This is a genomic window from Pseudomonas sp. NPDC087814, assembly GCF_044742865.1.
In the GTDB taxonomy this organism is placed as follows: domain Bacteria; phylum Pseudomonadota; class Gammaproteobacteria; order Pseudomonadales; family Pseudomonadaceae; genus Aquipseudomonas.
The window spans coordinates 25,870-46,447 of the sequence record NZ_JBIUVK010000050.1; the positions used below are offsets into that span (position 1 = coordinate 25,870).

Below are 20,578 nucleotides of genomic sequence, written 5' to 3' on the forward strand. Positions count from 1 at the left end.
AACGATAACGCAGCGCTATCAGGTAGCCCGTGTTGTCTATTCGTCTTTCGCGAGCAAGCTCGCTCCTACAGTTGATCCGGTTCCAATTGGGCGTTAGCTATTCGGCAACAACCGGCAAGTAATGCTCTTGATATACCGGGTCTCGGCAATCGCCGGGTGCACCGGGTGGTCCGGGCCCTGGCCGCCGCGTTCCAGCATCTGGATATTGCGATCCAGGTGACGGGCGCTGGTCAGCAGGATGTTTTGCAGGTCGTCTTCCGGCAAGTGCATCGAGCACGAAGCGCTGACCAGGATGCCGTCCTTGCTGAGCAGGCGCATGGCTTGCTCGTTCAGGCGGCGGTAGGCGCCTTCGCCGTTTTTCATGTCTTTCTTGCGCTTGATGAAGGCAGGCGGGTCGGCCACGATCACGTCGAAACGCTCTTCGCTGGCTTTCAGCTCTTTGAGGGCTTCGAACACGTCGCCTTCGATGCAGGTCATTTTCTCGGCAACGCCGTTCAGTGCCGCGTTGCGCTCCACGCCGTCGAGGGCGAAGGCGGAGGCGTCGACGCAGAACACTTCACTGGCACCGAAGGCGGCCGCTTGCACGCCCCAGCCGCCGATGTAGCTGTACAGGTCGAGTACGCGTTTGCCTTTGGCATACGGAGCCAGGCGAGCGCGGTTCATGCGGTGGTCGTAGAACCAGCCGGTCTTCTGGCCCTGGATCACCGGCGCTTCGAACTTCACGCCGTTTTCTTCCAGTGCCACCCACTCCGGCACCAGGCCGAACACGGTTTCGACGTAGCGGTTGAGGCCTTCGGCATCACGCGCGGCGGAGTCGTTCTTGAACAGGATGCCGCTTGGCTTGAGCACTTGGGTCAGTGCGGCAATCACGTCTTCCTTGTGGGCTTCCATGGTCGCCGAAGCGATCTGCACCACCAGGATGTCGCCGAAACGGTCGACCACCAGGCCTGGCAACAAGTCGGAATCGCCGTACACCAGGCGGTAGAACGGCTTGTCGAACAGGCGGTCACGCAGGGACAGGGCGACGTTGATGCGGTGCACCAGCAGCGACTTGTCCAGCGGCAACTTGATGTCGCGGGACAGCAGGCGGGCGCAGATCAGGTTGTTCGGGCTCATGGCCACGATGCCGAGGGTCTTGCCGCCGGCTGCTTCCAGGATCGCCTGGTCGCCTGCCTGGAAGCCGTGAAGAGGTGTGGCGGCCACATCGATTTCGTTGCTGTAGACCCACAGGTGGCCGTTGCGCAAACGACGATCGGCGTTGGCTTTGAGACGCAGGCTTGGCAGGGACATGACGTCGCTCCGGAAAAAAGAGCGGGAGTATACCGTGTTGTGCAGTACTTGGCGGCGCCGCCGGACATGTGGAAGCGGTTCAGTTCGGGTTTTTGAGGTGTCAGCCTGGTTGCCATAAAGGTTAGAATCGCCGCCTAGTCCAGAGTGTGCCCCCTATGTCCCAAGAGCTATCCGCCGAACAGATCCAACAGAGCCTCCAAGGCATCAGCGTGCCGCCTCAACCGCAAATCATGGTGGATTTGCAGATGGAGCAGTACATGCCCGATCCGGACCTGGAAGTGATCGCCCGGTTGATCGCCCAGGACCCGGGCCTCTCCGGCTCGCTGCTGAAGATCGTCAATTCGCCGTATTACGGTCTGAGCAACAAGATCGTCTCGATCCAGCGCGCGGTGAACCTGCTGGGCAGCCGCTCCATCGTCAACCTGATCAACGCGCAGTCGATCAAGGGCGAGATGAGCGACGACACCATCGTCACCCTCAACCGTTTCTGGGACACCGCCCAGGACGTGGCCATGACCTGCCTGGCCCTGGCCAAGCGCACCGGCAGCCAGGCGGTCGATGAAGCCTACGCATTGGGGCTGTTCCACGATTGTGGCGTGCCGTTGATGCTCAAGCGTTTCCCGAACTACATGAGTGTGCTGGAAGAGGCCTATGCCAACGCCGGCCCGGAGTGCCGTGTGGTCGACACCGAGAACCAGGCGTTCAACACCAACCATGCCGTGGTGGGTTACTACACCGCCAAATCCTGGCGCCTGCCGGAACATGTGACCGATGCCATCGCCAATCACCACAATGCCCTGGCGATTTTCAGCGACGAGTCCAACCACAAGCCGCAGCTGAAAAACCTGCTGGCGATCCTGAAAATGGCCGAGCACATTTGTGCGTCGTACCGCGTGCTGGGCAACCAGATGGATGACCATGAGTGGAACGCCATCGGCCCGCTGGTGCTGGACCATATCGGCCTGTCGGACTACGACTTCGAGAGTTTGAAGTTGTCGATCCGCGAGCTGGGCGCGCACTAACCCTTTTTCCAAGAGGTACACATGCCCGAGTTACCGGAAGTCGAAACCACCCGGCGCGGAATTGCGCCGCACCTGGAAGGCCAGCGGGTCAGCCGTGTGGTGGTGCGTGAGCGGCGCCTGCGCTGGCCGATCCCGGAAGACCTGGATGTGCGGCTGTCCGGGCAACGCATCGTGCTGGTGGAGCGGCGGGCCAAGTATTTGTTGATCAATGCCGAGGTCGGCACGCTGATCAGCCACTTGGGGATGTCGGGCAACCTGCGCCTTGTGGAAGCCGGCAGCCCGGCGGCCAAGCATGAGCATGTGGATATAGAACTGGAGTCGGGCCTGGCCCTGCGCTACACCGACCCGCGACGCTTTGGCGCGATGCTCTGGAGCCTCGACCCGCTGAACCACGAGCTGCTGATCCGCCTGGGGCCGGAGCCGTTGACCGACCTGTTCGACGGCGAGCGGCTATTCCAGCTGTCCCGTGGACGCTCGATGGCGGTGAAGCCGTTCATCATGGATAACGCAGTGGTGGTGGGCGTAGGCAATATCTATGCGACGGAAGCGCTGTTTGCCGCTGGGATTGATCCGCGTCGGGAAGCCAAGGGCATTTCCCGTGGGCGTTACCTGAAGCTGGCGATTGAGATCAAACGCATCCTGGCGGCGGCCATCGAGCGCGGCGGCACCACGTTGCGGGACTTTATCGGCGGCGACGGGCAGCCGGGGTATTTCCAGCAGGAATTGTTCGTCTATGGCCGTGGTGGCGAGGCGTGCAAGGTCTGTGGGACTGAGTTGCGCAACGTGATGCTGGGGCAGCGGGCGAGTGTGTTTTGCCCGAAGTGTCAGAGCTGACGATTTGTGGTGCTGCTGATGGCCTCTTCGCGAGCAAGCCCGCTCCCACATTCGACTGCATTCCAAAGGTGGAACTCGGCCGAATGTGGGAGCAGGCTTGCTCGCGAAGGGGCTTAATGAAGCGCCAAGGGACTTAGGCCTTCCCGGTAATCAACCGGTACTTCTCCATCAGTTGCTCTTCCGTTTCCGGATGAGCCTCGTCCAGCGGAATGCAATCCACCGGGCAAACCTGCTGGCACTGGGGTTCGTCGTAGTGGCCGACACACTGGGTGCACAGGTTGGGGTCGATCACATAGATCTCTTCACCCTGGGAAATGGCAGCGTTCGGGCACTCGGGTTCGCAGACGTCGCAGTTGATGCAATCGTCGGTGATGATCAGGGACATGGAAACTCCTGCCAGGGCTGTCAGCCAAGGCATCTGAAAACTAATGCGCGCAATTGTGCCGCATTGGCGCCCCTGTGGCGAGGGGGCTTGTCCCCCGTTGGGGCGCGAAGCGGCCCCGAATCAGGCGAACGGGTTTTACCTGAAACTACGCGGCGTCTTTATTGGGGCTGCTTCGCAGCCCAACGGGGGACAAGCCCCCTCGCCACAGACAAGCCCCTCGCCACAATAAGCCCAAAGTCCGGGATTATTTCTTGAATCGCAGGGTGAGAGCATCCGCCACAGCCGGGTGCACGAACTTGGTGATATCCCCGCCCAACGCCGCGATTTCCCGGACCAACGTCGAGGAAATGAACGAATAACGTTCCGAAGGCGTAAGAAACAGGCTTTCCACGTCCGGCGCCAGTTGGCGGTTCATGTTGGCCAGCTGGAATTCGTATTCGAAATCCGACACCGCCCGCAGGCCGCGCAGGAACACATTGGCGTTCTGTTCCTTGGCGAAGTGCGCCAGCAGCGTCGAGAAGCCGACCACTTCAACGTTGGGCAGATGCTTGGTGACCTCACGGGCCAGCTCCACGCGCTGTTCCAGGGGAAACAGCGGGTTTTTCTTGGGGCTGGCAGCGACCGCGATAATCACATGGTCGAACAAGCGCGAGGCGCGTTCGACCAGATCGCCATGGCCCTTGGTGATTGGGTCGAAGGTACCTGGGTACAACACTCGGTTCATCGCGTCGTCCTGGCGGAGTCCGTTGGGGAACCGGATGGTATCGCAGCCATCCCGGTCGGCCAAGTCAACTTATTCAGAAGAAAGCACTATAGACACCGCGAATACCCGGTTTTTTCAGGCCGTTTTCAGACGTTCGGCCAATGCCGTCGCCAGTTGCGCCGTCAATCCATACACCGATAACTGCGGGTTAGCGCCAATGCTGGTGGGGAATAGCGAGCCATCGTGGATCGACAAGTTGCGCAGTTGATGATGGCGCCCAAGGCTGTCGGCCACGGCGTTTTTCGGTTCTTCCCCCATCGCGCAACCGCCCATTACATGAGCGCTGCCGAGCCGGGTTCGGTGCAATTCGAGGTTCAACCCGTCGATCATGCTGCGGGCTTCAGCCAAGGTGTTCACGTAGCGCGCATCGCCGTGTAGCGGCATCACCGACTTGGCGCCGCCGGCAAACTGAATTTCCGCCATGCTGTGGAATGCCCGGCGCAGGCCGTCCCAGGCGTAGGGCGAAACCTGATAATCGAGCACCGGTGTGCCATCGCCGCGTAATTCGACTGTGCCACCCGGGCTGTCGGGGTGGAAGCCGTCCCGCAGCAGCGCCAGCATGGCGTGGGTTTTCGGCAGTTGACCCATGTCCAGCGCGTTCTGCGTGCCGTAGCCGCCGAGCAAGGTGCTGGCCAGGCCCGGATGCAGTGGCGGTACTTCGAGCTTGTAGGACATTTTGCCGGTAGTGCCGTCCTGCCATTGGAAGTGATCGGAATAAATCGACTGCGGCGCGCCGTAGAACGGGTTGATCACCTCGTCGAACAACCCTGCGGAAAAATTCACCAGGTGTAAAAAGGTTCGCTTGCCCAGGCGCGAGTGGGGATCGGGTGCGTCCGAGCGCAGCAGCAGCGCCGGGCTGTTGATGCCGCCGCCGGCCAGTACGTAATGCTTGGCTTTGACTGTGATCTTGCGGCCGGTGGGTGCCACGCAATACTGATCCATGGCCACGCATTCGAGGCTGGTGATGGTGTCGCCGCTGAACTTCAGGCGTTCGGCACGGGCCAGGTACAGCAGCTCGCCGCCTTTCTCCAGGGTGGACGGAATGGTGGTCACCAGCATTGATTGCTTGGCGTTGACCGGGCAACCCATGCCGCAATACCCCAGGTTGAAACAGCCGCGCACATTGCGCGGGATCACGTGCCAGCTGTAGCCAAGCTTTTCGCAGCCCTTGCGGATCACGTCATTGTTGGCATTCGGCGGCATGGCCCAAGGCGCGATGCCCAGGCGTTGTTCCATTTTTTCGAACCAGGGCGCCATTTCGGCGCTGCTGTGGCCCTTGACCGCGTACTCGCTGGCCCAGTGGGCGAGGGTCGGGTCCGGGGTGCGGAAGCTGGAGGTCCAGTTGATCAGCGTGGTGCCGCCGACCGCGCGGCCCTGCAGGATGGTGATAGCGCCGTCCTTGCTCATGCGGCCGATGCCTTCCTGGTAGAGGCTGGCGTAGGCCTCGTCTTCCAGCAGCTTGAAGTCGTTGCTGGTCTTCAACGGGCCTTCTTCGATGAGCAGCACCTTGTAGCCGGCGGCGCTGAGGATTTCGGCGGTGGTGCCGCCGCCGGCGCCGCTGCCGATGATCGCGACGTCGGCTTCCAGGGTCAGGTCCTGGTCGAGGGCGGCGCCATTGTGGGTTTTCCAGCCGCGGGCCATGCCATCGCGGAACAGATCAGGTACGGGCATCAGGGTCGTCTCTTGTTTTTATCGGGATGCGAATCAGATTTTCGGTGGGCCGGGGTAGCCGCAATGCGCCCAGGACTCGGGGCGGAAATACCAGGCCATGATCACCAGTTTGAGCAACGAGCCCTGGCCCATGCGCAGCAGGTTCAGGTAGCTGTTTTCCCAGCGGTGCAGGAAGTTGCGGATCTGCTCGGCGCTGGCGTTTTCCCAGCTGCCCCACACCCCGGTCAGCGGCCCACGGGTGACGGCCATGCCCAATACGTCGAACAGTTGCTGGGTCAGCTTGAACATCTCGGGCGACAGGTGTTGCAGGCTGAAGTCGAGCTTTTTCAGGGTGTCGTTGATGCCGGCCACCACCACCTCGGCGCTGGCCACGCCCTCCAGCAGCACCGGGATCACTGCCCGCAAAAATGGCAGGTCACTGCTGCGCAACATCGCAAAGCCGCTGGCCGGGGTGCTGCTGGAGCAGCCGCTGAGGCTGGCGCCCAGCCCGGCGGTGGCCAGGAAGGCGCTGGCGCACAGGCCGAGTTTCAAGACACCGCGCCGTGACAGCGCGGGTGATTCAGTCAGGCTAGGGTTCATTCTTATTGTTATCCCGGTGATGGGTTTGTTAGCGGACGAACAGCTTCTGGATCAACTTCTGGATGGATTTGCCATAGGGCGGGTAAATCAGCTTGGCCGCGTTCAGGCGTTGCTTGATCAGCACGCCCTTGGCCTTGCTGAACGTCAGGAAACCTTCATGGCCGTGGTAATGGCCCATGCCCGACGGGCCGATGCCGCCGAAGGGCATGTCGTCCTGGGCTACGTGCAGCAACGTGTCGTTCAGGCACACGCCGCCGGAATGGGTTTCGTGCAGTACGCGGTTCTGTTCCGCCTTGTTGTAGCCGAAGTAATACAGCGCCAGTGGGCGAGGGCGCTGATTGATGTAGGCAAAGGCCTGGTCGAGGCCGCGATACGGCACGATCGGCAGCACCGGGCCGAAGATTTCGTCCTGCATCACGGTCATCTCGTCGCTGACATTCAGCAGCAGGCTGTGGGCCATGCGGCGGTCCTGGCCCTGGTCGTACAGCGGGACCAGGGTGGCACCCTTGTCGGTGGCGTCTTTCACGTAGCCGTTGAGCCGGGCCAACTGTCGTTCGTTGATGATGGCGGTGTAGTCCGGGTTGTCGGCCAGGGTCGGATAGAACCCGCGAACCGCCTTGCTGTAGGCCTCGACGAAGCCGTCTACACGGTCTTCCGGCACCAGCACGTAGTCCGGCGCCACGCAGGTTTGCCCGGCATTCAGCGCCTTGCCGAAGGCGATGCGTTCGGCGGCGTCCTTGAGCGGCACGTCGGCGGAAACAATCGCCGGTGATTTGCCGCCCAGTTCCAGGGTGACCGGCGTCAGGTGTTCGGCCGCCGCGCGCATCACGTGCTTGCCGATGCTGGTGGCGCCGGTGAACAGCAGGTGGTCGAAGCGCAGCTTGGAAAACGCCATGCCCACTTCAGCCTCGCCGAGCACCACGCACACCAGGTCCTCGGGGAAGATCTTCGCCAGCAGCGTCTTGAGCAACTGGCCGGTGGCGGGGGTGGATTCGCTGAGCTTGAGCATCACCCGGTTGCCGGCCGCCAATGCACCCACCAGCGGACCGATGGCCAGGTACAACGGGTAGTTCCAGGGCACGATCACCCCGACCACACCCAGGGGTTGATAGATGACCTTGGCGGACGCGGGCTGGAAGGCAATGCCTACAGCGCGGCGGGAAGGTTTCATCCAACCCTTGAGGTGTTTGCTGGCGTAGTGAATGCCATGCAGGCTGGGCATCAGTTCGGCGAACAGGGTTTCGTCGGCGCTGCGGTGGCTGAAATCACTGCTGATGGCGTTGATCAGCGCCTGGCGCTCGTCACTCAGCAGCTCGCGCAAGGCCTTGAGCCATTGCTGGCGCTGGGCGGCCGGCGGCATCGGGTTGGCGGCGTAGGCCCGACGTTGGGCGTCGAACAGTTCCTGGAGCTGGTCCAGCGCCTGGGAATCTTGCAGGTAGGCAACGTTGGCAGACATGGCGAAGTTCCCGATTGTTATTGGAATGCTTCAGTTTTTAGAGTTATTGCTCTAAATTGTCAAATAACATTGCACATACGTGCCGATTTATCCCGACAAGGATAGTCCGTAAGATGCCGCCATCACGGGTCTAGAAGTTGATTTCCCATGGCACCACGAGTAAAGACCAGCGAGCGCATTGTGCAAACCAGCCTGGAGCTGTTTAACCAGCAGGGCGAGCGCAGTGTCAGCACCAACCATATCGCCGCCCATATGGAAATTTCCCCGGGCAACCTGTACTACCACTTCCCCAACAAGCAGGCGATTATCGCAGTGCTGTTTCGTGAGTACGAAGCGTTGGTGGACAGCTTCCTGCGCCCGCCCCAGGGCCGTGCGGTGACCGTGGAAGATAAGCGCTTCTACCTGCAGGCGGTGCTGGCCGGCATGTGGCGCTACCGCTTCCTGCACCGTGACCTCGAACACCTGCTGGAAAGCGACCCGGAGCTGGCCACCGGCTATCGGCGGTTCTCCCAGCGTTGCCTGATCCAGGGCGCAGCCATCTACCAGGGTTTTGTCGATGCCGGCATCCTGAACATGGACCCGGTACAAACCGAAGCCCTGACCCTCAACGCCTGGATCATCCTCACCTCATGGGTGCGCTTCCTGTGCACCACCAATGAAAAGTCCACGCACCTGAGCGCTGAGGCCATCAAGCGCGGTGTGTACCAGGTGCTGGTGCTGGAAGCCGGGTTTATCACCCCCAAGGCCAAGGACGCGGTGGATGCGCTGTTTAAAGAGTTTTACGTGCCGTTGAATCAGGCGCTGGAAGAAGTGAAGTAGGATGTTTCCCGAACGCTAACCTAGCCACAGGAGTCAGTCATGCCGCTTGCCCAACTGATCAGCCCCCAGCAACTGGCCGAGCGCCAGAAGTCCGGCGGGCTGGTGATCCTCGATTGCCGCTTTGCCCTGGAAGACCCGGACTACGGCCTGTGCAGCTACGCCGAAGGGCATATCGAAGGGGCGCAGTATGCCGACCTGGAGCGCCACCTCAGCGGGCCGATAATCAAGGGCGTGACCGGTCGCCATCCGTTGCCGGCGCCGGATGCGTTTATCCGGCAACTGCGGGCATGGGGCGTTAACGCCGACAGCGATATCGTTTTGTATGACGACGGCCCCGGTGCCTATGCCGCCCGTGCCTGGTGGCTGCTGGCCTGGCTGGGCAAGCGCGACGGTGTGTTCATCCTCGATGGCGGCCTGAAAGCCTGGCACGCGGCGGGCTTCCCGTTGAGCCTGGATGCGCCGGTGATCGAGCCCGGCACCTTCAGCGGCACGCCGGACAACCACTTGCAACTGGACGCCGAACACCTGCAGAAACGCCTTGGCCAGCCCGGCCTGACCCTGATCGACGCCCGCGCCCAGCCGCGTTTTCGTGGTGAAGTGGAGCCGATCGACCCGGTTGCCGGGCATATCCCCGGCGCGCAATGTGCCGCATTCAATGAAAACCTGGGCAGCGACGGCCGTTTCCTGCCGGCGGACCAGCTCAAGCAACGCTTCGCCGCCAAGCTGCAAGACCGCTCGCCGGATGACCTGGTGGCCTACTGCGGCTCGGGCGTGACTGCCTGCCACAACCTGTTTGCGCTGTGCCTGGCGGGTTACCCGTTGGGCAAGTTGTACGCGGGGTCGTGGAGCGAGTGGATCACTGATCCAAAGCGGGAAGTTGCAACAGGCGACTGAGGTCTGCCTGACCCGGTCTGAGCCAAAGTGTGGGAGCTCCCACATTTTTATCGGCGTTGTGTCAGTAGCCACTCCGGGATTCTTCGTTCCAGGTAGTAAGTTGGCTGTTTCAGCGAGCCATCCACAAACCCGACATGCCCGCCCTTGGCCAGCAGTTCGAACTCGGTGCAATCCGACAGTTCGCTGGCCTCGGGCAGGCTGTGGGCGAACACGAACGGGTCGTCCGCGGCCTGGATGATCAGGGTTGGTGTGCGAATGCCCCCGAGGTAGTAGCGGCTGGAGGCGCGGCGGTAGTAGTCCTCGGCACTGAGGAACCCGTGCAGCGGCGCGGTGACGCGGCCGTCAAAGTCCCAGAACGTGCGCATCTTCTCCAGCGAGCCCAGGTCGGCGAGGGTTTTCAGGCCTGCCTCGCGGCCATCCTTGAGAAACCGGCTTTGTTTGACGCGGATATAGGCCAGCATTTCGCGCATGAAATGCTTCTGATAAACCCGAGAAAAGCCCAGGCCAATGCGATCGGCGCACTGATCCAGGCGAAACGGTACCGACACGGCGGCCGCGCCTTGCAGCCCGCAGGCTTCGCCGGTTTCGCCCAAGTACTTGAGCAGCACATTGCCGCCCAGTGAATACCCCACCGCATACAGCGGCGCCAACGGGCGCTTGGCCCGCAGGTGAGCGATGGTTTCGGCCAGGTCTTCACTGGCGCCGGAATGGTAGCTGCGGGCGAGCAGGTTGGGTTCGCCGGAACAGCCACGCCAGTTCAGTGCCACGCTGGCCCAGCCTTGAGCCGCCAGGGCTTTTTGCAGGCCGGCTACATAGGGCGAGTTAGACGAGCCGGTCAGGCCATGCAGGACCAGCACCAACGGGGTGGTTGCCTCATGGGGCCCGTGCCAGTCGAGGTCGAGAAAGTCGCCGTCTGCCAGCCACAGCCGTTCGCGCTGGCGTTCGATGTGGGTGGTTTTGCGCCACAGCGGTCCCCACAGCGTTTGCAGGTGCGGGTTGCCGAGGCCGAAGGCGGGGGAGAAGGGGTCGAGGGGCGGAGTCATGAAATTCTCGGTGCCGAATGGGCTTGCTCCAATCATTGTAGGAGCGAGCTTGCTCGCGAAAAACTCAAGATCACCGCGTTCCCCTGGTTTCCCGCGTCATCGTTAACGATCTTCGCGAGCAAGCTCGCTCCTACACGGTGCGTTGCCACAACGCGTAATACACCCGCCCGGATTTCTGCTCGCGGTGCAGGCGCCAGGTGCCCGGCAGACCGAGTGTGGACGGTGCGGTTTCGCTTTCAGTGTAGATCCAGGCATCCGGTGCCAACCACTGGCGCTCTTCCAGCAACGCGCAAACGGTCGGCAGCAGGTTCTGATTAAACGGCGGATCGAGGAACACCACGTCAAACTCGCGGGCTTCCTGGGTTTCCAGGTAGCGCAGCGCATCAGCCGTCTGCACTTGCCCCGTGGTGCAACGCAGGGTGCCCAGGTGTTCCTTGAGGCTGGCAACCGCCACGTTGCTGGCATCCAGCGCCTGGCCCAAGGCAGCGCCACGGGACAGGCTTTCAAGGAACAACGCGCCGCTACCCGCGAACGGGTCCAGCACCTTGGCCCCGGCGATATACGGCGCGAGCCAGTTGAACAGGGTTTCACGCACGCGGTCTGGCGTCGGGCGCAGGCCCACGACATCAGGGAAGCTCAGCTTACGGCTGCCCCACTCTCCGCCGATGATGCGCAGTTGGCCCACACCGTTGTGAACGTTGTGGACAGGTTTTTTGGGACGGGATGGACGGGCCATTAATGCTCCGGAACCCCGAGCGGTTGCTCGGCGGGTTTATCAGTGGGGGGCGGTAGTGGCTTTTGCGCAATCGTCGGGCCGGCGGTCACGATGACCATCTTGTCGGCACTCAAATGTTTGTTCAAAGCAGCTTTGACCTGGTCAACGGTCAGCGCCTGGGATTGTTTCATGAAATCTTCCAGGTAGCTCAGCGGCAGGTTGTAGAAACCCATGGCGCCCAGCTGCCCGACGATATCGGCGTTGCTCGCGGTGGACAGCGGGAAGCTGCCGGCCAGTTCGCGCTTGGCGTCATCGAGTTCTTTCTGTGTCGGGCCGGTCTTGAGGTAGTCGGCGAGTACGTCCTGCACCAATCGCAGCGTGCCGGCGCTCATTTCGGCGCGGGTTTGCAGGTTGATCATGAACGGGCCGCGTACCTGCATCGGCGAGAAGCCGGAGTATACGCCGTAGGTCAGGCCGCGTTTCTCGCGCACTTCGCTCATCAAACGGGTGCCGAAGCCACCGCCGCCGAGAATCTGGTTACCCAGTGACAGCGCGGCGTAATCCGGGTCGGCACGGTCGATACCCAGTTGCGCCAGCAGCAGGGTTGTCTGCTTGGACGGGAACTCGATGTGCGTGGTGCCAGCCTTGGGCTCGACCGGTTGGGCGATTTTCGTCAGCGCCGGGCCTTTTGGCAGGGACGCGGAAACCTTGGCGGTCATGGCTTCGGCTTCGGCACGGGTCAGATCGCCGACTACAGAAATCACTGCGTTGCCGGCGGCGTAGGCCTTGGCGTGGAAGTCCTTCAATTGCGCGAGAGTCACCTTCGGCACGCTCTCGGCGTTGCCTTCGCTCGGATGGGCGTAAGGGTGGTCGCCATAGAGCTGCTTGAACAGCTCGATGCTCGCCAGTTTGCCGGGATTCTGTTTCTGGTATTCAAAGCCGGCCAGCAGCTGGTTCTTGATGCGCGCCAGGGAGTCTGCCGGGAAGGTCGGCTTGCCGATCACGTCGTCAAACAGTGACAGGGCGGCGTCACGCTTGTCGCTGGCGCTCAGGCTGCGCAGGGAAACCAGCGCCATGTCGCGGTAGGCGCCATTGCTGAAATCGGCACCCAGGCCGTCGAAACCGGCGGCAATCTGGCTGACGTCCTTGCCCGGCACGCCTTCGTTGAGCATTGCGTTGGTCAACAGCGCCAGGCCTGGTGTTGCGCCGTCCTGGCTGCTGCCGGCGGCGAACAGGATGCGCATGTCGAACATCGGCAGTTCATGGGCTTCGACGAACAGCACCTTGGCGCCTTCGGCGGTGGTCCAGGTTTGCACGTCGAGCTTGCGGTTGGTCGGCGCCTTGTCGTCCAGCTCGGCCAGGGATTGCAGCTTGTTGGCGGACTTGGCCTGCTCCAGCGCCTGGCTGGCGACGGATTCGCTGGGGCGCAGCAAATACACCGCGCAGGCCGCAGCCAAAGTCACAACGATCAGGCCGGGCAGCACCAGGCGGTTGTTTTTACGTTCACTCATGAGCGGTCTCCTCAGGCAAGACATGGGCGACGCTGAGACGTTCGCGGGTGAAATAGGTGCGTGCAGCTTTCTGGATATCTTCGGCGGTGACGCTTTGCAGCTCGGCCAGCTCGGTGTCCATGAGTTTCCAGGACAGGCCCACCGTCTCCAGGGAACCGATGGCAGTGGCCTGGCTGGTGATCGAGTCGCGCTGGTAAACCACCCCGGCGATGACCTGGGCGCGGATACGCTCCAGTTCTTCAGCGCTCGGTGGTTTGGCCTTCAGCTCATCCAGCAGGCGCCAAAGGCCGGCTTCAGCCTGGGCCACGGTCTTTTTCTTTTGCAGGTTCGGTGTGGCAGTCAGGGTGAACAGGCTGTCACCGCGGGTGTAGGCGTCGTAGCTCGACGAGCCGCCGGACACCAGCTCTTCGCCGCGCTCCAGTTGTGTCGAGATGCGCGCGCTGTAGCCGCCGTCCAGCAGGGCCGAGATCAGGCGCAGGGCGTTGACCGAGCGTTTGTCTTCAGCGGTGGCCAGGCTCGGCACGTTGAAACCAAGGATCACGCTCGGCAGTTTGGTCTGTACATGCAGAGTCAGCAGGCGCTCACCGGGCTCGGCCAGCTCCAGCGGGATTTTCGCCGGGGGGACGTCGCGCTTGGGGATCGGGCCGAAATAGCGCTGGGCCAGGGTTTTGACTTCATCCGGGGTTACGTCGCCCACCACTACCAGGGTGGCGTTGTTCGGCACGTACCAGGATTGGTACCAGTGGCGCAGTTCTTCAACCTTCATGCGGTCCAGGTCGGCCATCCAGCCGATGGTCGGCGTGTGGTAGCCGCTGGCCGGGTAGGCCATGGCCTTGAAGCGCTCATAGGCCTTGGACATCGGGTTGTCGTCGGTGCGCATCCGGCGCTCTTCCTTGATCACCTCGATCTCGCGGCTGAACTCGTCGGCCGGCAGGCGCAGGCTGGCCATGCGGTCGGCTTCCAGCTCGAAGGCGACGCCCAGGCGGTCACGGGCCAGCACCTGGTAGTAGGCGGTGTAGTCGTCGCTGGTGAAAGCGTTTTCTTCGGCGCCCAGGTCACGCAGGATCAACGAAGCCTCGCCGGGGCCGACCTTGGCGCTGCCCTTGAACATCATGTGTTCCAGGGCGTGGGACAAACCGGTCTGGCCCGGGGTTTCATAGCTGGAGCCAACCTTGTACCAGACCTGGGAAACCACCACCGGGGCGCGATGGTCTTCGCGCACGACGACCTTGAGGCCGTTGTCCAGGGTGAATTCGTGGGTGGGTTGTGGGTCGGCAGCCAAAGCTGAAAGGGGCAGACAAACTGTGCTGAGCAGCAGGCCTGCGGCGCGGCGGGCTAGAGCATTCATTCGTTTTTAAACCTGTTGGGCTGCCCGCTTGGTCTTAGCGTCGGCGGGCGAGGAGGTGCTAGGATACTGGTCCGACCTAGGGACGGCCACTATGGCTGTCTTGTTAAGGCTCTATTTAGGCCTTACAAAATGTTGCGCATGAACGAGCTGGCTAAAAAACAGTCTGTTACGCATCGAATTTTATTTACCGGCACGCCCCCTGGCGCGTCGCTACCTTGAGATAGCCGTCTCCATGTTTGGTTCCAACGACGACAAGAAGACCCCAGCTGCGGCTGGCGAGAAAAAAGGCCTGTTCGGATGGCTGCGCAAAAAGCCGCAGGAAACCGTCGTCGAACAGCCGCAGGTTCAAGCTGAACCGATCCCCGAATCCATAGTAGAAGCCGAACCGGTTGCCGAAACACCGGCCCCGGTGGTGTTGCCGATGGCCGAGCCGGTGTTGCAGCCGGTGGTTGAGCCAGAACCTGCGCCAGAGCCAGAGCCAGAGCCAGAGCCAGAGCACAAGCCATGGCTGGTGTTGCCGGTGGCAGAAGAGCCTGTAGCACTGGTTGAAGACGAGCTGGCCGAGCATGTGGCTCCGCCGATTCCGGCCCTCGTGGAGCCTGCGCCCGTTGTGGTCCAGGCGCCGCCAGTGGTTGAGGTGCTTGCACCGGTGGTCGCCAAACCTGTTCCGGTCGCCGTCGCCGCGCCAGCAGTCATCGAAGAGCCTGCTGTTCCTGCCGAAACCGGCAAGACCGGTTTCTTTGCCCGCCTCAAGCAAGGCCTGAGCAAGACCAGCGCCAGCATCGGCGAAGGCATGGCCAGCCTGTTCCTCGGCAAAAAGACCATCGATGACGAGCTGCTGGAGGACATCGAAACCCGCCTGCTGACCGCCGACGTGGGCGTCGAAGCCACCGCCGTGATCATCCAGAGCCTGACCCAGAAGGTCGCGCGCAAGCAGCTGACCGACGCCGATGCGCTCTACAAGTCGCTGCAGGCCGAGCTGGCCAACATGCTCAAGCCGGTGGAAGCGCCGCTGATCATCAATACGCAGAAAAAGCCGTTTGTGATCCTGGTGGTTGGCGTCAACGGCGCCGGCAAGACCACCACCATCGGCAAGCTGGCGAAGAAGCTGCAACTGGAAGGCAAGAAAGTCATGCTCGCCGCCGGTGACACCTTCCGTGCCGCCGCCGTGGAGCAATTGCAGGTCTGGGGCGAGCGCAACAAGATCCCGGTCATCGCCCAGCACACCGGCGCCGATTCGGCTTCGGTGATCTTCGATGCGGTGCAGGCCGCCAAAGCGCGCAACATTGATGTGCTGATCGCCGATACCGCCGGTCGCTTGCACACCAAAGACAACCTGATGGAAGAGCTGAAGAAAGTTCGCCGCGTGATCGGCAAGCTCGATGCCGACGCGCCCCACGAGGTGTTGCTGGTGCTGGACGCCGGTACCGGCCAGAACGCCATCAGCCAGGCCAAACAATTCCACCAGACGGTCCAGCTGACCGGCCTGGCATTGACTAAGCTCGACGGCACGGCCAAGGGCGGTGTGATCTTCGCCCTGGCGAAGCAGTTCGGGTTGCCGATTCGTTACATCGGCGTCGGTGAAGGCATCGACGACCTGCGCACTTTTGAAGCCGAACCCTTTGTACAGGCACTGTTTGCCGAGCGGGAGCGTTCATGATTCGTTTCGAACAGGTCGGTAAACGCTACGCCAACGGGCATGTCGGCTTGCATGAGCTGAGTTTCCGGGTGCGTCGCGGCGAATTCTTGTTTGTGACCGGCCATTCGGGTGCCGGTAAAAGTACCTTGTTGCGCCTGCTGCTGGCCATGGAGCGCCCAACCACCGGCAAACTGCTGCTGGCGGGCCAGGACCTGGCAACCATCAGCAACGCACAGATTCCATTCCTGCGTCGCCAGATCGGCGTGGTGTTCCAGAACCACCAGTTGCTGTTCGATCGCACGGTGTTCAACAACATCGCCTTGCCGTTGCAGATTCTCGGTCTGTCCAAGGCCGAAATCGTCAAGCGCGTGGATTCGGCCCTGGAGCGCGTGGCGCTGTCGGACAAGACCGACCTGTACCCAGGCGACCTGTCCACCGGCCAGCAACAGCGCGTCGGCATCGCCCGCGCCATCGTCCATCGCCCGGCCTTGCTGCTGGCGGACGAACCCACCGGTAATCTCGACCCGCGCCTGGCCGCAGAAATCATGGGCGTGTTCGAAGACATCAACCGCCTGGGCACCAGCGTGCTGATCGCCAGTCACGACCTGGCGCTGATCGCCCGCATGCGCCACCGCATGCTGACCCTGCAACGCGGCCGCCTGATCGGTGACGGGGAGGCTGGGGTATGAGTGCAACACGCAGCCCGAAGGTTTCCGAGCGCGTCGCGCCAAAGGCGGCCGACCCGCAGCCACAGAAGAAAAAACGCGACGAAGACGATGGCCCGGATTTCGGCACCCTGGTGCATGCCTGGATCGAAAGCCACCGTGCCAGCCTGGTAGACAGCCTGCGCCGCCTCGGCAAGCAGCCGATCGGCAGCTTTTTTACCTGCCTGGTCATGGCCGTGGCCTTGAGCCTGCCCATGGGCTTGTCATTGCTGCTGAACAATGTCGAGCGCCTTGGCGGTTCGTGGCAGCGGGCGGCGCAGATTTCCCTGTACCTGAACCTGGATGCCAGCGCCCAGGACGGTGAGTCCCTGCGCGACCAGATCAAGGGCATTCCGGGTGTGGCCGAGGCTGAGTACATCAGCCGCGATCAAGCCCTGGAAGAGTTCCAGCAACAGTCCGGCCTGGGCGAGGCGCTCAAGGAGTTGCCGCAAAACCCGCTGCCTGGCGTGGTGCTGGTCACCCCGAACGAGGTCGACAAGACCACCCTGGAAGCCCTGCGACAAAAACTCGCAGAGCTGCCGAAGGTCCAACAGGCACAACTTGATCTAGTCTGGGTAGAGCGGTTGGCCGCGATTCTCAAGCTGGGCGACCGGTTTGTGTTCGGCCTGACGGTGTTGCTGGTGTCTGCATTACTTTTGGTGATAGGCAATACCATTCGTCTTCATATTGAAAACCGCCGCACCGAGATAGAAGTGATTAAACTCGTCGGCGGCACGGACAGCTATGTGCGTCGGCCTTTCCTGTACATGGGCGCGCTTTATGGCTTCGGTGCGGGAATTTTGTCCTGGGGCGTACTGGCTTTTGGCCTGAACTGGCTGAACGATGCGGTGGTGGGGCTTGCCGGTTTGTACGGCAGCGATTTTGCCCTGGCCGGCGTGCCGGCAGCCGATGGTCTGTCATTGTTGCTTGGGGCAGTGCTCTTGGGGTATATCGGTGCTTGGATTGCGGTCGCACGGCATTTACGTGAGCTGGCACCGAAGTAGTTAATGTCAGGGTAATGTGGTTTCGTTTGTATTGACCGTATCAGTGGTTTAGGGAACTTGTCCTACGGTTCCCGGTCAATTTTCGCAGTGCTGAACTGCACGAGTTATGTGAGTCGGAGGTTTTTTCGTATGACCACTTCTTTGCAACCTGCTTATGCTCTGGTCCCGGGTGCGAACCTGGAGGCCTATGTGCACACGGTCAACAGCATTCCATTGCTGACGCCCGAGCAGGAGCGTGAACTGGCCGAGAGTCTCTACTATGAGCAGGATTTGGGGGCGGCTCGGCAGATGGTGCTCGCCCACCTGCGTTTTGTCGTACATATCGCCCGTAGCTATAGCGGCTACGGCCTGGCCCAGGCTGACCTGATTCAGGAAGGCAACGTTGGCCTGATGAAAGCTGTGAAGCGCTTCAACCCGGAAATGGGTGTGCGCCTGGTGTCGTTTGCTGTGCACTGGATCAAGGCGGAAATTCACGAATTCATCCTGCGCAACTGGCGCATCGTGAAAGTCGCGACCACCAAGGCCCAGCGCAAACTGTTCTTCAACCTGCGTAGCCAGAAGAAACGCCTGGCGTGGCTGAACAACGAAGAAGTGCATCGCGTGGCCGAAAGCCTCGGCGTAGAGCCACGTGAAGTGCGCGAGATGGAAAGTCGCCTGACCGGCCATGACATGGCCTTCGACCCGGCCGCCGAAGCGGACGACGACAGCGCCTTCCAATCGCCGGCCAACTACCTGGAAGACCACCGGTACGACCCGGCGCGTCAGCTGGAAGATGCCGACTGGAGCGACAACTCCAATCACAACCTGCACGAAGCGCTGGAAGTGCTGGACGACCGCAGCCGTGACATTCTCTACCAGCGCTGGTTGGCAGAAGAAAAAGCCACGCTGCACGACCTGGCGCAGAAGTACAACGTGTCGGCCGAGCGGATTCGTCAGCTCGAGAAGAGTGCGATGAACAAGCTGAAACTGTCGATCGCCGCCTGACACAGGTAGCTAGGACAACGCGATCGAAATGTGGGAGCGGGCTTGCTCGCGAAAGCGGTGGATCAGTCACCTAAGGTATTGACTGGCACACCGCTTTCGCGAGCAAGCCCGCTCCCACATTTGTTTTGTGGGGTGTCAGTCAGCCCAGGGCGCCTTGCGCGAGTTGTTCAGCTCATTCAAATAGCTGTCGCCACCCAACTGACTCATCTGCTGCCGAATCCACGCCGCCCGTCGCGCGACATACGACGTTGGATGGCTGGCACTCCACACCCGCGGATTAGGCAGCACCGCCGCCAGGTAGCTGGCCTGCTGGCGGGTCAGCGCCTTGGCGCTCACGCCAAAGTGATGCCGCGCCGCCGCTTCGGCGCCGAACACGCCTTCATCCCACTCCACGCTGTTGAGGTACACCTCAAGAATTCGCTGCTTGGGCCAGAGAATCTCGATCAGCCCGGTAAACCAGGCTTCCAGGCCTTTGCGGAAATAGCTGCGGCCGGTCCACAAAAACAGATTCTTCGACACCTGCTGGCTCAAGGTGCTGGCGCCGCGAATCGAACCGCCGCGCTCGTTATGCAGCAACGCCGCCTGGATCGCGTCGAAATCAAAACCCCAATGTTGCGGGAAGCGCTGGTCTTCGCCCGCCATCACCGCCACTTTCAGTTCGTCGGAGATCTGATCCCACGGCACCCACGTGCGCTGTACGTCAATCGGCTCGCCGTCGACCCAGGACTCGACCTTGCGCTCAACCATCAGCGCAGTGCCCGGTGGTGGCACGAAACGGAACAGCAGCACCAGCAGCACGCTGCCGATGGCAAACCACTTGAGGGCTTTGAGAAAACGCTTGAAGAGGAGACGCAGCATAGAGATGGCTTGGCCGAACCCGTTGAGCGGGCCATTATACAGACCCTGCCCCCTGAGTCTGACTGGAGTTCCTCATGTTGCGTGGCTTTCTGATGCTGGCTGCCTTTTTCGGTTTCACCGGCGTCGCCCTGGGCGCGTTTGCCGCCCACGGCCTGAAAAACCGCCTGAGCGCCGAGTACCTGGCGATTTTCCACACCGGCGTGACCTACCAGTTGGTGCACACCCTGGCGCTGTTCGGCGTGGCACTGTTGGCGGCGCACATTCCGGGCAGGCTGGTGACGTGGGCGGGGGTGTCCTTTGCCGTGGGCATCCTGCTGTTCTCCGGCAGCCTGTATGTGCTGACCATGACCGGCATCAGCAAGCTCGGCATCATCACCCCGTTTGGTGGCCTGGCGTTCCTGCTGGGCTGGTTCTTCCTCGGTTTGGCGGCGTGGCGTCTACAGGCTGCCTGACCAAGGGGCTTGGGCCAGCAACGCCAATCACGCTAGAATGCTGGCCCCTAAAAACGATGGCGGCCCGTGGCATGCGCATTCAGTTGAACGGCGAACCCTTTGAACTGCCCGACGGTGAAACCGTTGCGGCCCTGCTGACCCGTCTGGACTTGACCGGACGCCGCGTCGCAGTGGAGCTCAACCAGGATATCGTCCCGCGTAGCCAGCACGTCGAGACCGCGCTCACCGAGGGTGACCAGGTCGAAGTGGTCCACGCCATCGGCGGCGGCTAGCCGTCCGGCGCTCCAGGGCGCCAACCCGCATTCTGCAGAACCTCACCCCAACTCGAGGATTTCCCATGAGCATCGTTCGTAGCGACAAGCCTTTCGTCCTGGCCGGTCGTACCTTCCAGTCGCGTCTGCTGGTCGGCACCGGCAAGTACCGCGACATGGAAGAAACCCGCCTGGCCATCGAAGCCTCGGGCGCCGAGATCGTTACTTTCGCCGTGCGCCGCACCAACCTCGGCCAGATCGAGGGCGAGCCGAACCTGCTCGAAGTGCTGTCGCCGGATCGCTACACCTTCCTGCCGAACACCGCCGGTTGCTACGACGCCATCGAATCAGTGCGC

The 20,578-nt window shown here is 61.9% G+C and carries 21 protein-coding genes and 1 pseudogene; 11 read left to right on the forward strand and 11 right to left on the reverse strand.

Annotation, left to right across the window (positions count from 1 at the left end; genetic code table 11):
• Positions 1 to 93: 93 nt before the first annotated feature.
• Positions 94 to 1,290: a class I SAM-dependent rRNA methyltransferase gene (locus tag ACIOMR_RS25860; protein WP_003213799.1), complete on the reverse strand. Its 1,197-nt coding sequence runs from the start codon at positions 1,288 to 1,290 to the stop codon at positions 94 to 96.
• 209 nt (positions 1,291 to 1,499) lie between these two features.
• Here ACIOMR_RS25860 and ACIOMR_RS25865 point away from each other — a divergent pair, with 209 nt between their 5' ends.
• Together ACIOMR_RS25865 and mutM are read left to right on the forward strand one after the other, a co-directional pair.
• The gene (locus ACIOMR_RS25865; RefSeq protein WP_177009126.1) at positions 1,500 to 2,312 is read left to right on the forward strand and encodes an HDOD domain-containing protein; all 813 of its coding nucleotides are present in this window, start codon (positions 1,500 to 1,502) and stop codon (positions 2,310 to 2,312) included.
• Positions 2,313 to 2,333: 21 nt separating this feature from the next.
• Entirely contained in the window at positions 2,334 to 3,146 is an 813-nt protein-coding gene (gene mutM, locus ACIOMR_RS25870; RefSeq protein WP_008438968.1) for a bifunctional DNA-formamidopyrimidine glycosylase/DNA-(apurinic or apyrimidinic site) lyase, read from the forward strand.
• A 133-nt stretch (positions 3,147 to 3,279) separates the two neighbouring features.
• Here mutM and ACIOMR_RS25875 read toward each other — a convergent pair whose 3' ends face one another.
• The 5 genes from ACIOMR_RS25875 to ACIOMR_RS25895 form a co-directional block, all read right to left on the reverse strand.
• The gene (locus tag ACIOMR_RS25875; RefSeq protein ID WP_003213796.1) at positions 3,280 to 3,531 is read right to left on the reverse strand and encodes a YfhL family 4Fe-4S dicluster ferredoxin; all 252 of its coding nucleotides are present in this window, start codon (positions 3,529 to 3,531) and stop codon (positions 3,280 to 3,282) included.
• A 244-nt stretch (positions 3,532 to 3,775) separates the two neighbouring features.
• Entirely contained in the window at positions 3,776 to 4,255 is a 480-nt protein-coding gene (gene coaD, locus ACIOMR_RS25880) for a pantetheine-phosphate adenylyltransferase (protein WP_003176711.1), read from the reverse strand.
• Positions 4,256 to 4,369: 114 nt separating this feature from the next.
• Positions 4,370 to 5,965: a GMC family oxidoreductase gene (locus tag ACIOMR_RS25885; protein ID WP_003213795.1), complete on the reverse strand. Its 1,596-nt coding sequence runs from the start codon at positions 5,963 to 5,965 to the stop codon at positions 4,370 to 4,372.
• 33 nt (positions 5,966 to 5,998) lie between these two features.
• On the reverse strand, positions 5,999 to 6,544 hold the full coding sequence (locus ACIOMR_RS25890; protein WP_401197114.1) for a twin-arginine translocation pathway signal protein: 546 nt from the start codon (positions 6,542 to 6,544) through the stop codon (positions 5,999 to 6,001).
• 28 nt (positions 6,545 to 6,572) lie between these two features.
• Positions 6,573 to 8,000 carry a coniferyl aldehyde dehydrogenase gene (locus ACIOMR_RS25895; protein ID WP_177035301.1) on the reverse strand — a complete coding sequence of 476 codons (1,428 nt, stop codon included), beginning with the start codon at positions 7,998 to 8,000 and terminating at the stop codon, positions 6,573 to 6,575.
• 147 nt (positions 8,001 to 8,147) lie between these two features.
• Between ACIOMR_RS25895 and ACIOMR_RS25900 the strand changes: the two genes are divergently transcribed.
• Positions 8,148 to 8,819, forward strand: a complete 672-nt coding sequence (locus ACIOMR_RS25900; protein ID WP_003213791.1) for a TetR/AcrR family transcriptional regulator — start codon at positions 8,148 to 8,150, stop codon at positions 8,817 to 8,819.
• A gap of 39 nt (positions 8,820 to 8,858) precedes the next feature.
• On the forward strand, positions 8,859 to 9,713 hold the full coding sequence (locus ACIOMR_RS25905; protein ID WP_087693253.1) for a sulfurtransferase: 855 nt from the start codon (positions 8,859 to 8,861) through the stop codon (positions 9,711 to 9,713).
• Positions 9,714 to 9,760: 47 nt separating this feature from the next.
• Here the strand turns inward: ACIOMR_RS25905 and ACIOMR_RS25910 are convergent, their stop codons facing one another.
• The 4 genes from ACIOMR_RS25910 to ACIOMR_RS25925 all read right to left on the reverse strand — a co-directional run bounded on the left by ACIOMR_RS25910 (position 9,761) and on the right by ACIOMR_RS25925 (position 14,330).
• Positions 9,761 to 10,756, reverse strand: coding sequence for a hydrolase (locus tag ACIOMR_RS25910; protein WP_401197119.1), 996 nt, complete (start codon positions 10,754 to 10,756; stop codon positions 9,761 to 9,763).
• 130 nt (positions 10,757 to 10,886) lie between these two features.
• Complete coding sequence (gene rsmD / locus ACIOMR_RS25915) at positions 10,887 to 11,492, reverse strand: 16S rRNA (guanine(966)-N(2))-methyltransferase RsmD (protein ID WP_003213788.1); 606 nt, start codon at positions 11,490 to 11,492, stop codon at positions 10,887 to 10,889.
• Positions 11,492 to 12,982 carry a pitrilysin family protein gene (locus ACIOMR_RS25920; RefSeq protein WP_178966234.1) on the reverse strand — a complete coding sequence of 497 codons (1,491 nt, stop codon included), beginning with the start codon at positions 12,980 to 12,982 and terminating at the stop codon, positions 11,492 to 11,494. Before ACIOMR_RS25920 ends, rsmD begins: the two co-directional genes overlap by 1 nt.
• Positions 12,975 to 14,330 (reverse strand): pitrilysin family protein, encoded by a 1,356-nt coding sequence (locus ACIOMR_RS25925; RefSeq protein ID WP_226475463.1) that lies wholly within the window; start codon positions 14,328 to 14,330, stop codon positions 12,975 to 12,977. Before ACIOMR_RS25925 ends, ACIOMR_RS25920 begins: the two co-directional genes overlap by 8 nt.
• 232 nt (positions 14,331 to 14,562) lie before the next feature.
• Here ACIOMR_RS25925 and ftsY point away from each other — a divergent pair, with 232 nt between their 5' ends.
• The 4 genes from ftsY to rpoH all read left to right on the forward strand — a co-directional run bounded on the left by ftsY (position 14,563) and on the right by rpoH (position 18,661).
• A complete protein-coding gene (gene ftsY / locus ACIOMR_RS25930; protein WP_401197124.1) occupies positions 14,563 to 15,990 on the forward strand; it encodes a signal recognition particle-docking protein FtsY in 1,428 nt (475 codons plus the stop codon).
• Positions 15,987 to 16,658 carry a cell division ATP-binding protein FtsE gene (gene ftsE / locus ACIOMR_RS25935; RefSeq protein ID WP_003213784.1) on the forward strand — a complete coding sequence of 224 codons (672 nt, stop codon included), beginning with the start codon at positions 15,987 to 15,989 and terminating at the stop codon, positions 16,656 to 16,658. Before ftsY ends, ftsE begins: the two co-directional genes overlap by 4 nt.
• On the forward strand, positions 16,655 to 17,677 hold the full coding sequence (gene ftsX, locus ACIOMR_RS25940) for a permease-like cell division protein FtsX (RefSeq protein WP_003213783.1): 1,023 nt from the start codon (positions 16,655 to 16,657) through the stop codon (positions 17,675 to 17,677). Before ftsE ends, ftsX begins: the two co-directional genes overlap by 4 nt.
• Positions 17,678 to 17,806: 129 nt before the next feature.
• A complete protein-coding gene (gene rpoH, locus ACIOMR_RS25945) occupies positions 17,807 to 18,661 on the forward strand; it encodes an RNA polymerase sigma factor RpoH (RefSeq protein WP_003176698.1) in 855 nt (284 codons plus the stop codon).
• Positions 18,662 to 18,796: 135 nt separating this feature from the next.
• On the opposite strand, the gene mtgA is transcribed toward rpoH, so the two are convergent.
• Entirely contained in the window at positions 18,797 to 19,519 is a 723-nt protein-coding gene (gene mtgA, locus ACIOMR_RS25950) for a monofunctional biosynthetic peptidoglycan transglycosylase (RefSeq protein WP_102370102.1), read from the reverse strand.
• 74 nt (positions 19,520 to 19,593) lie between these two features.
• On the opposite strand from mtgA, the gene ACIOMR_RS25955 reads away from it, so the two are divergent.
• The 3 genes and pseudogenes from ACIOMR_RS25955 to ACIOMR_RS25965 all read left to right on the forward strand — a co-directional run.
• Positions 19,594 to 19,971 (forward strand): DUF423 domain-containing protein, encoded by a 378-nt coding sequence (locus ACIOMR_RS25955; RefSeq protein ID WP_003213781.1) that lies wholly within the window; start codon positions 19,594 to 19,596, stop codon positions 19,969 to 19,971.
• A gap of 71 nt (positions 19,972 to 20,042) precedes the next feature.
• Entirely contained in the window at positions 20,043 to 20,243 is a 201-nt protein-coding gene (gene thiS / locus ACIOMR_RS25960) for a sulfur carrier protein ThiS (protein WP_008434168.1), read from the forward strand.
• A gap of 65 nt (positions 20,244 to 20,308) precedes the next feature.
• A pseudogene (locus ACIOMR_RS25965) lies at positions 20,309 to 20,578 on the forward strand (thiazole synthase); the annotation flags it as partial.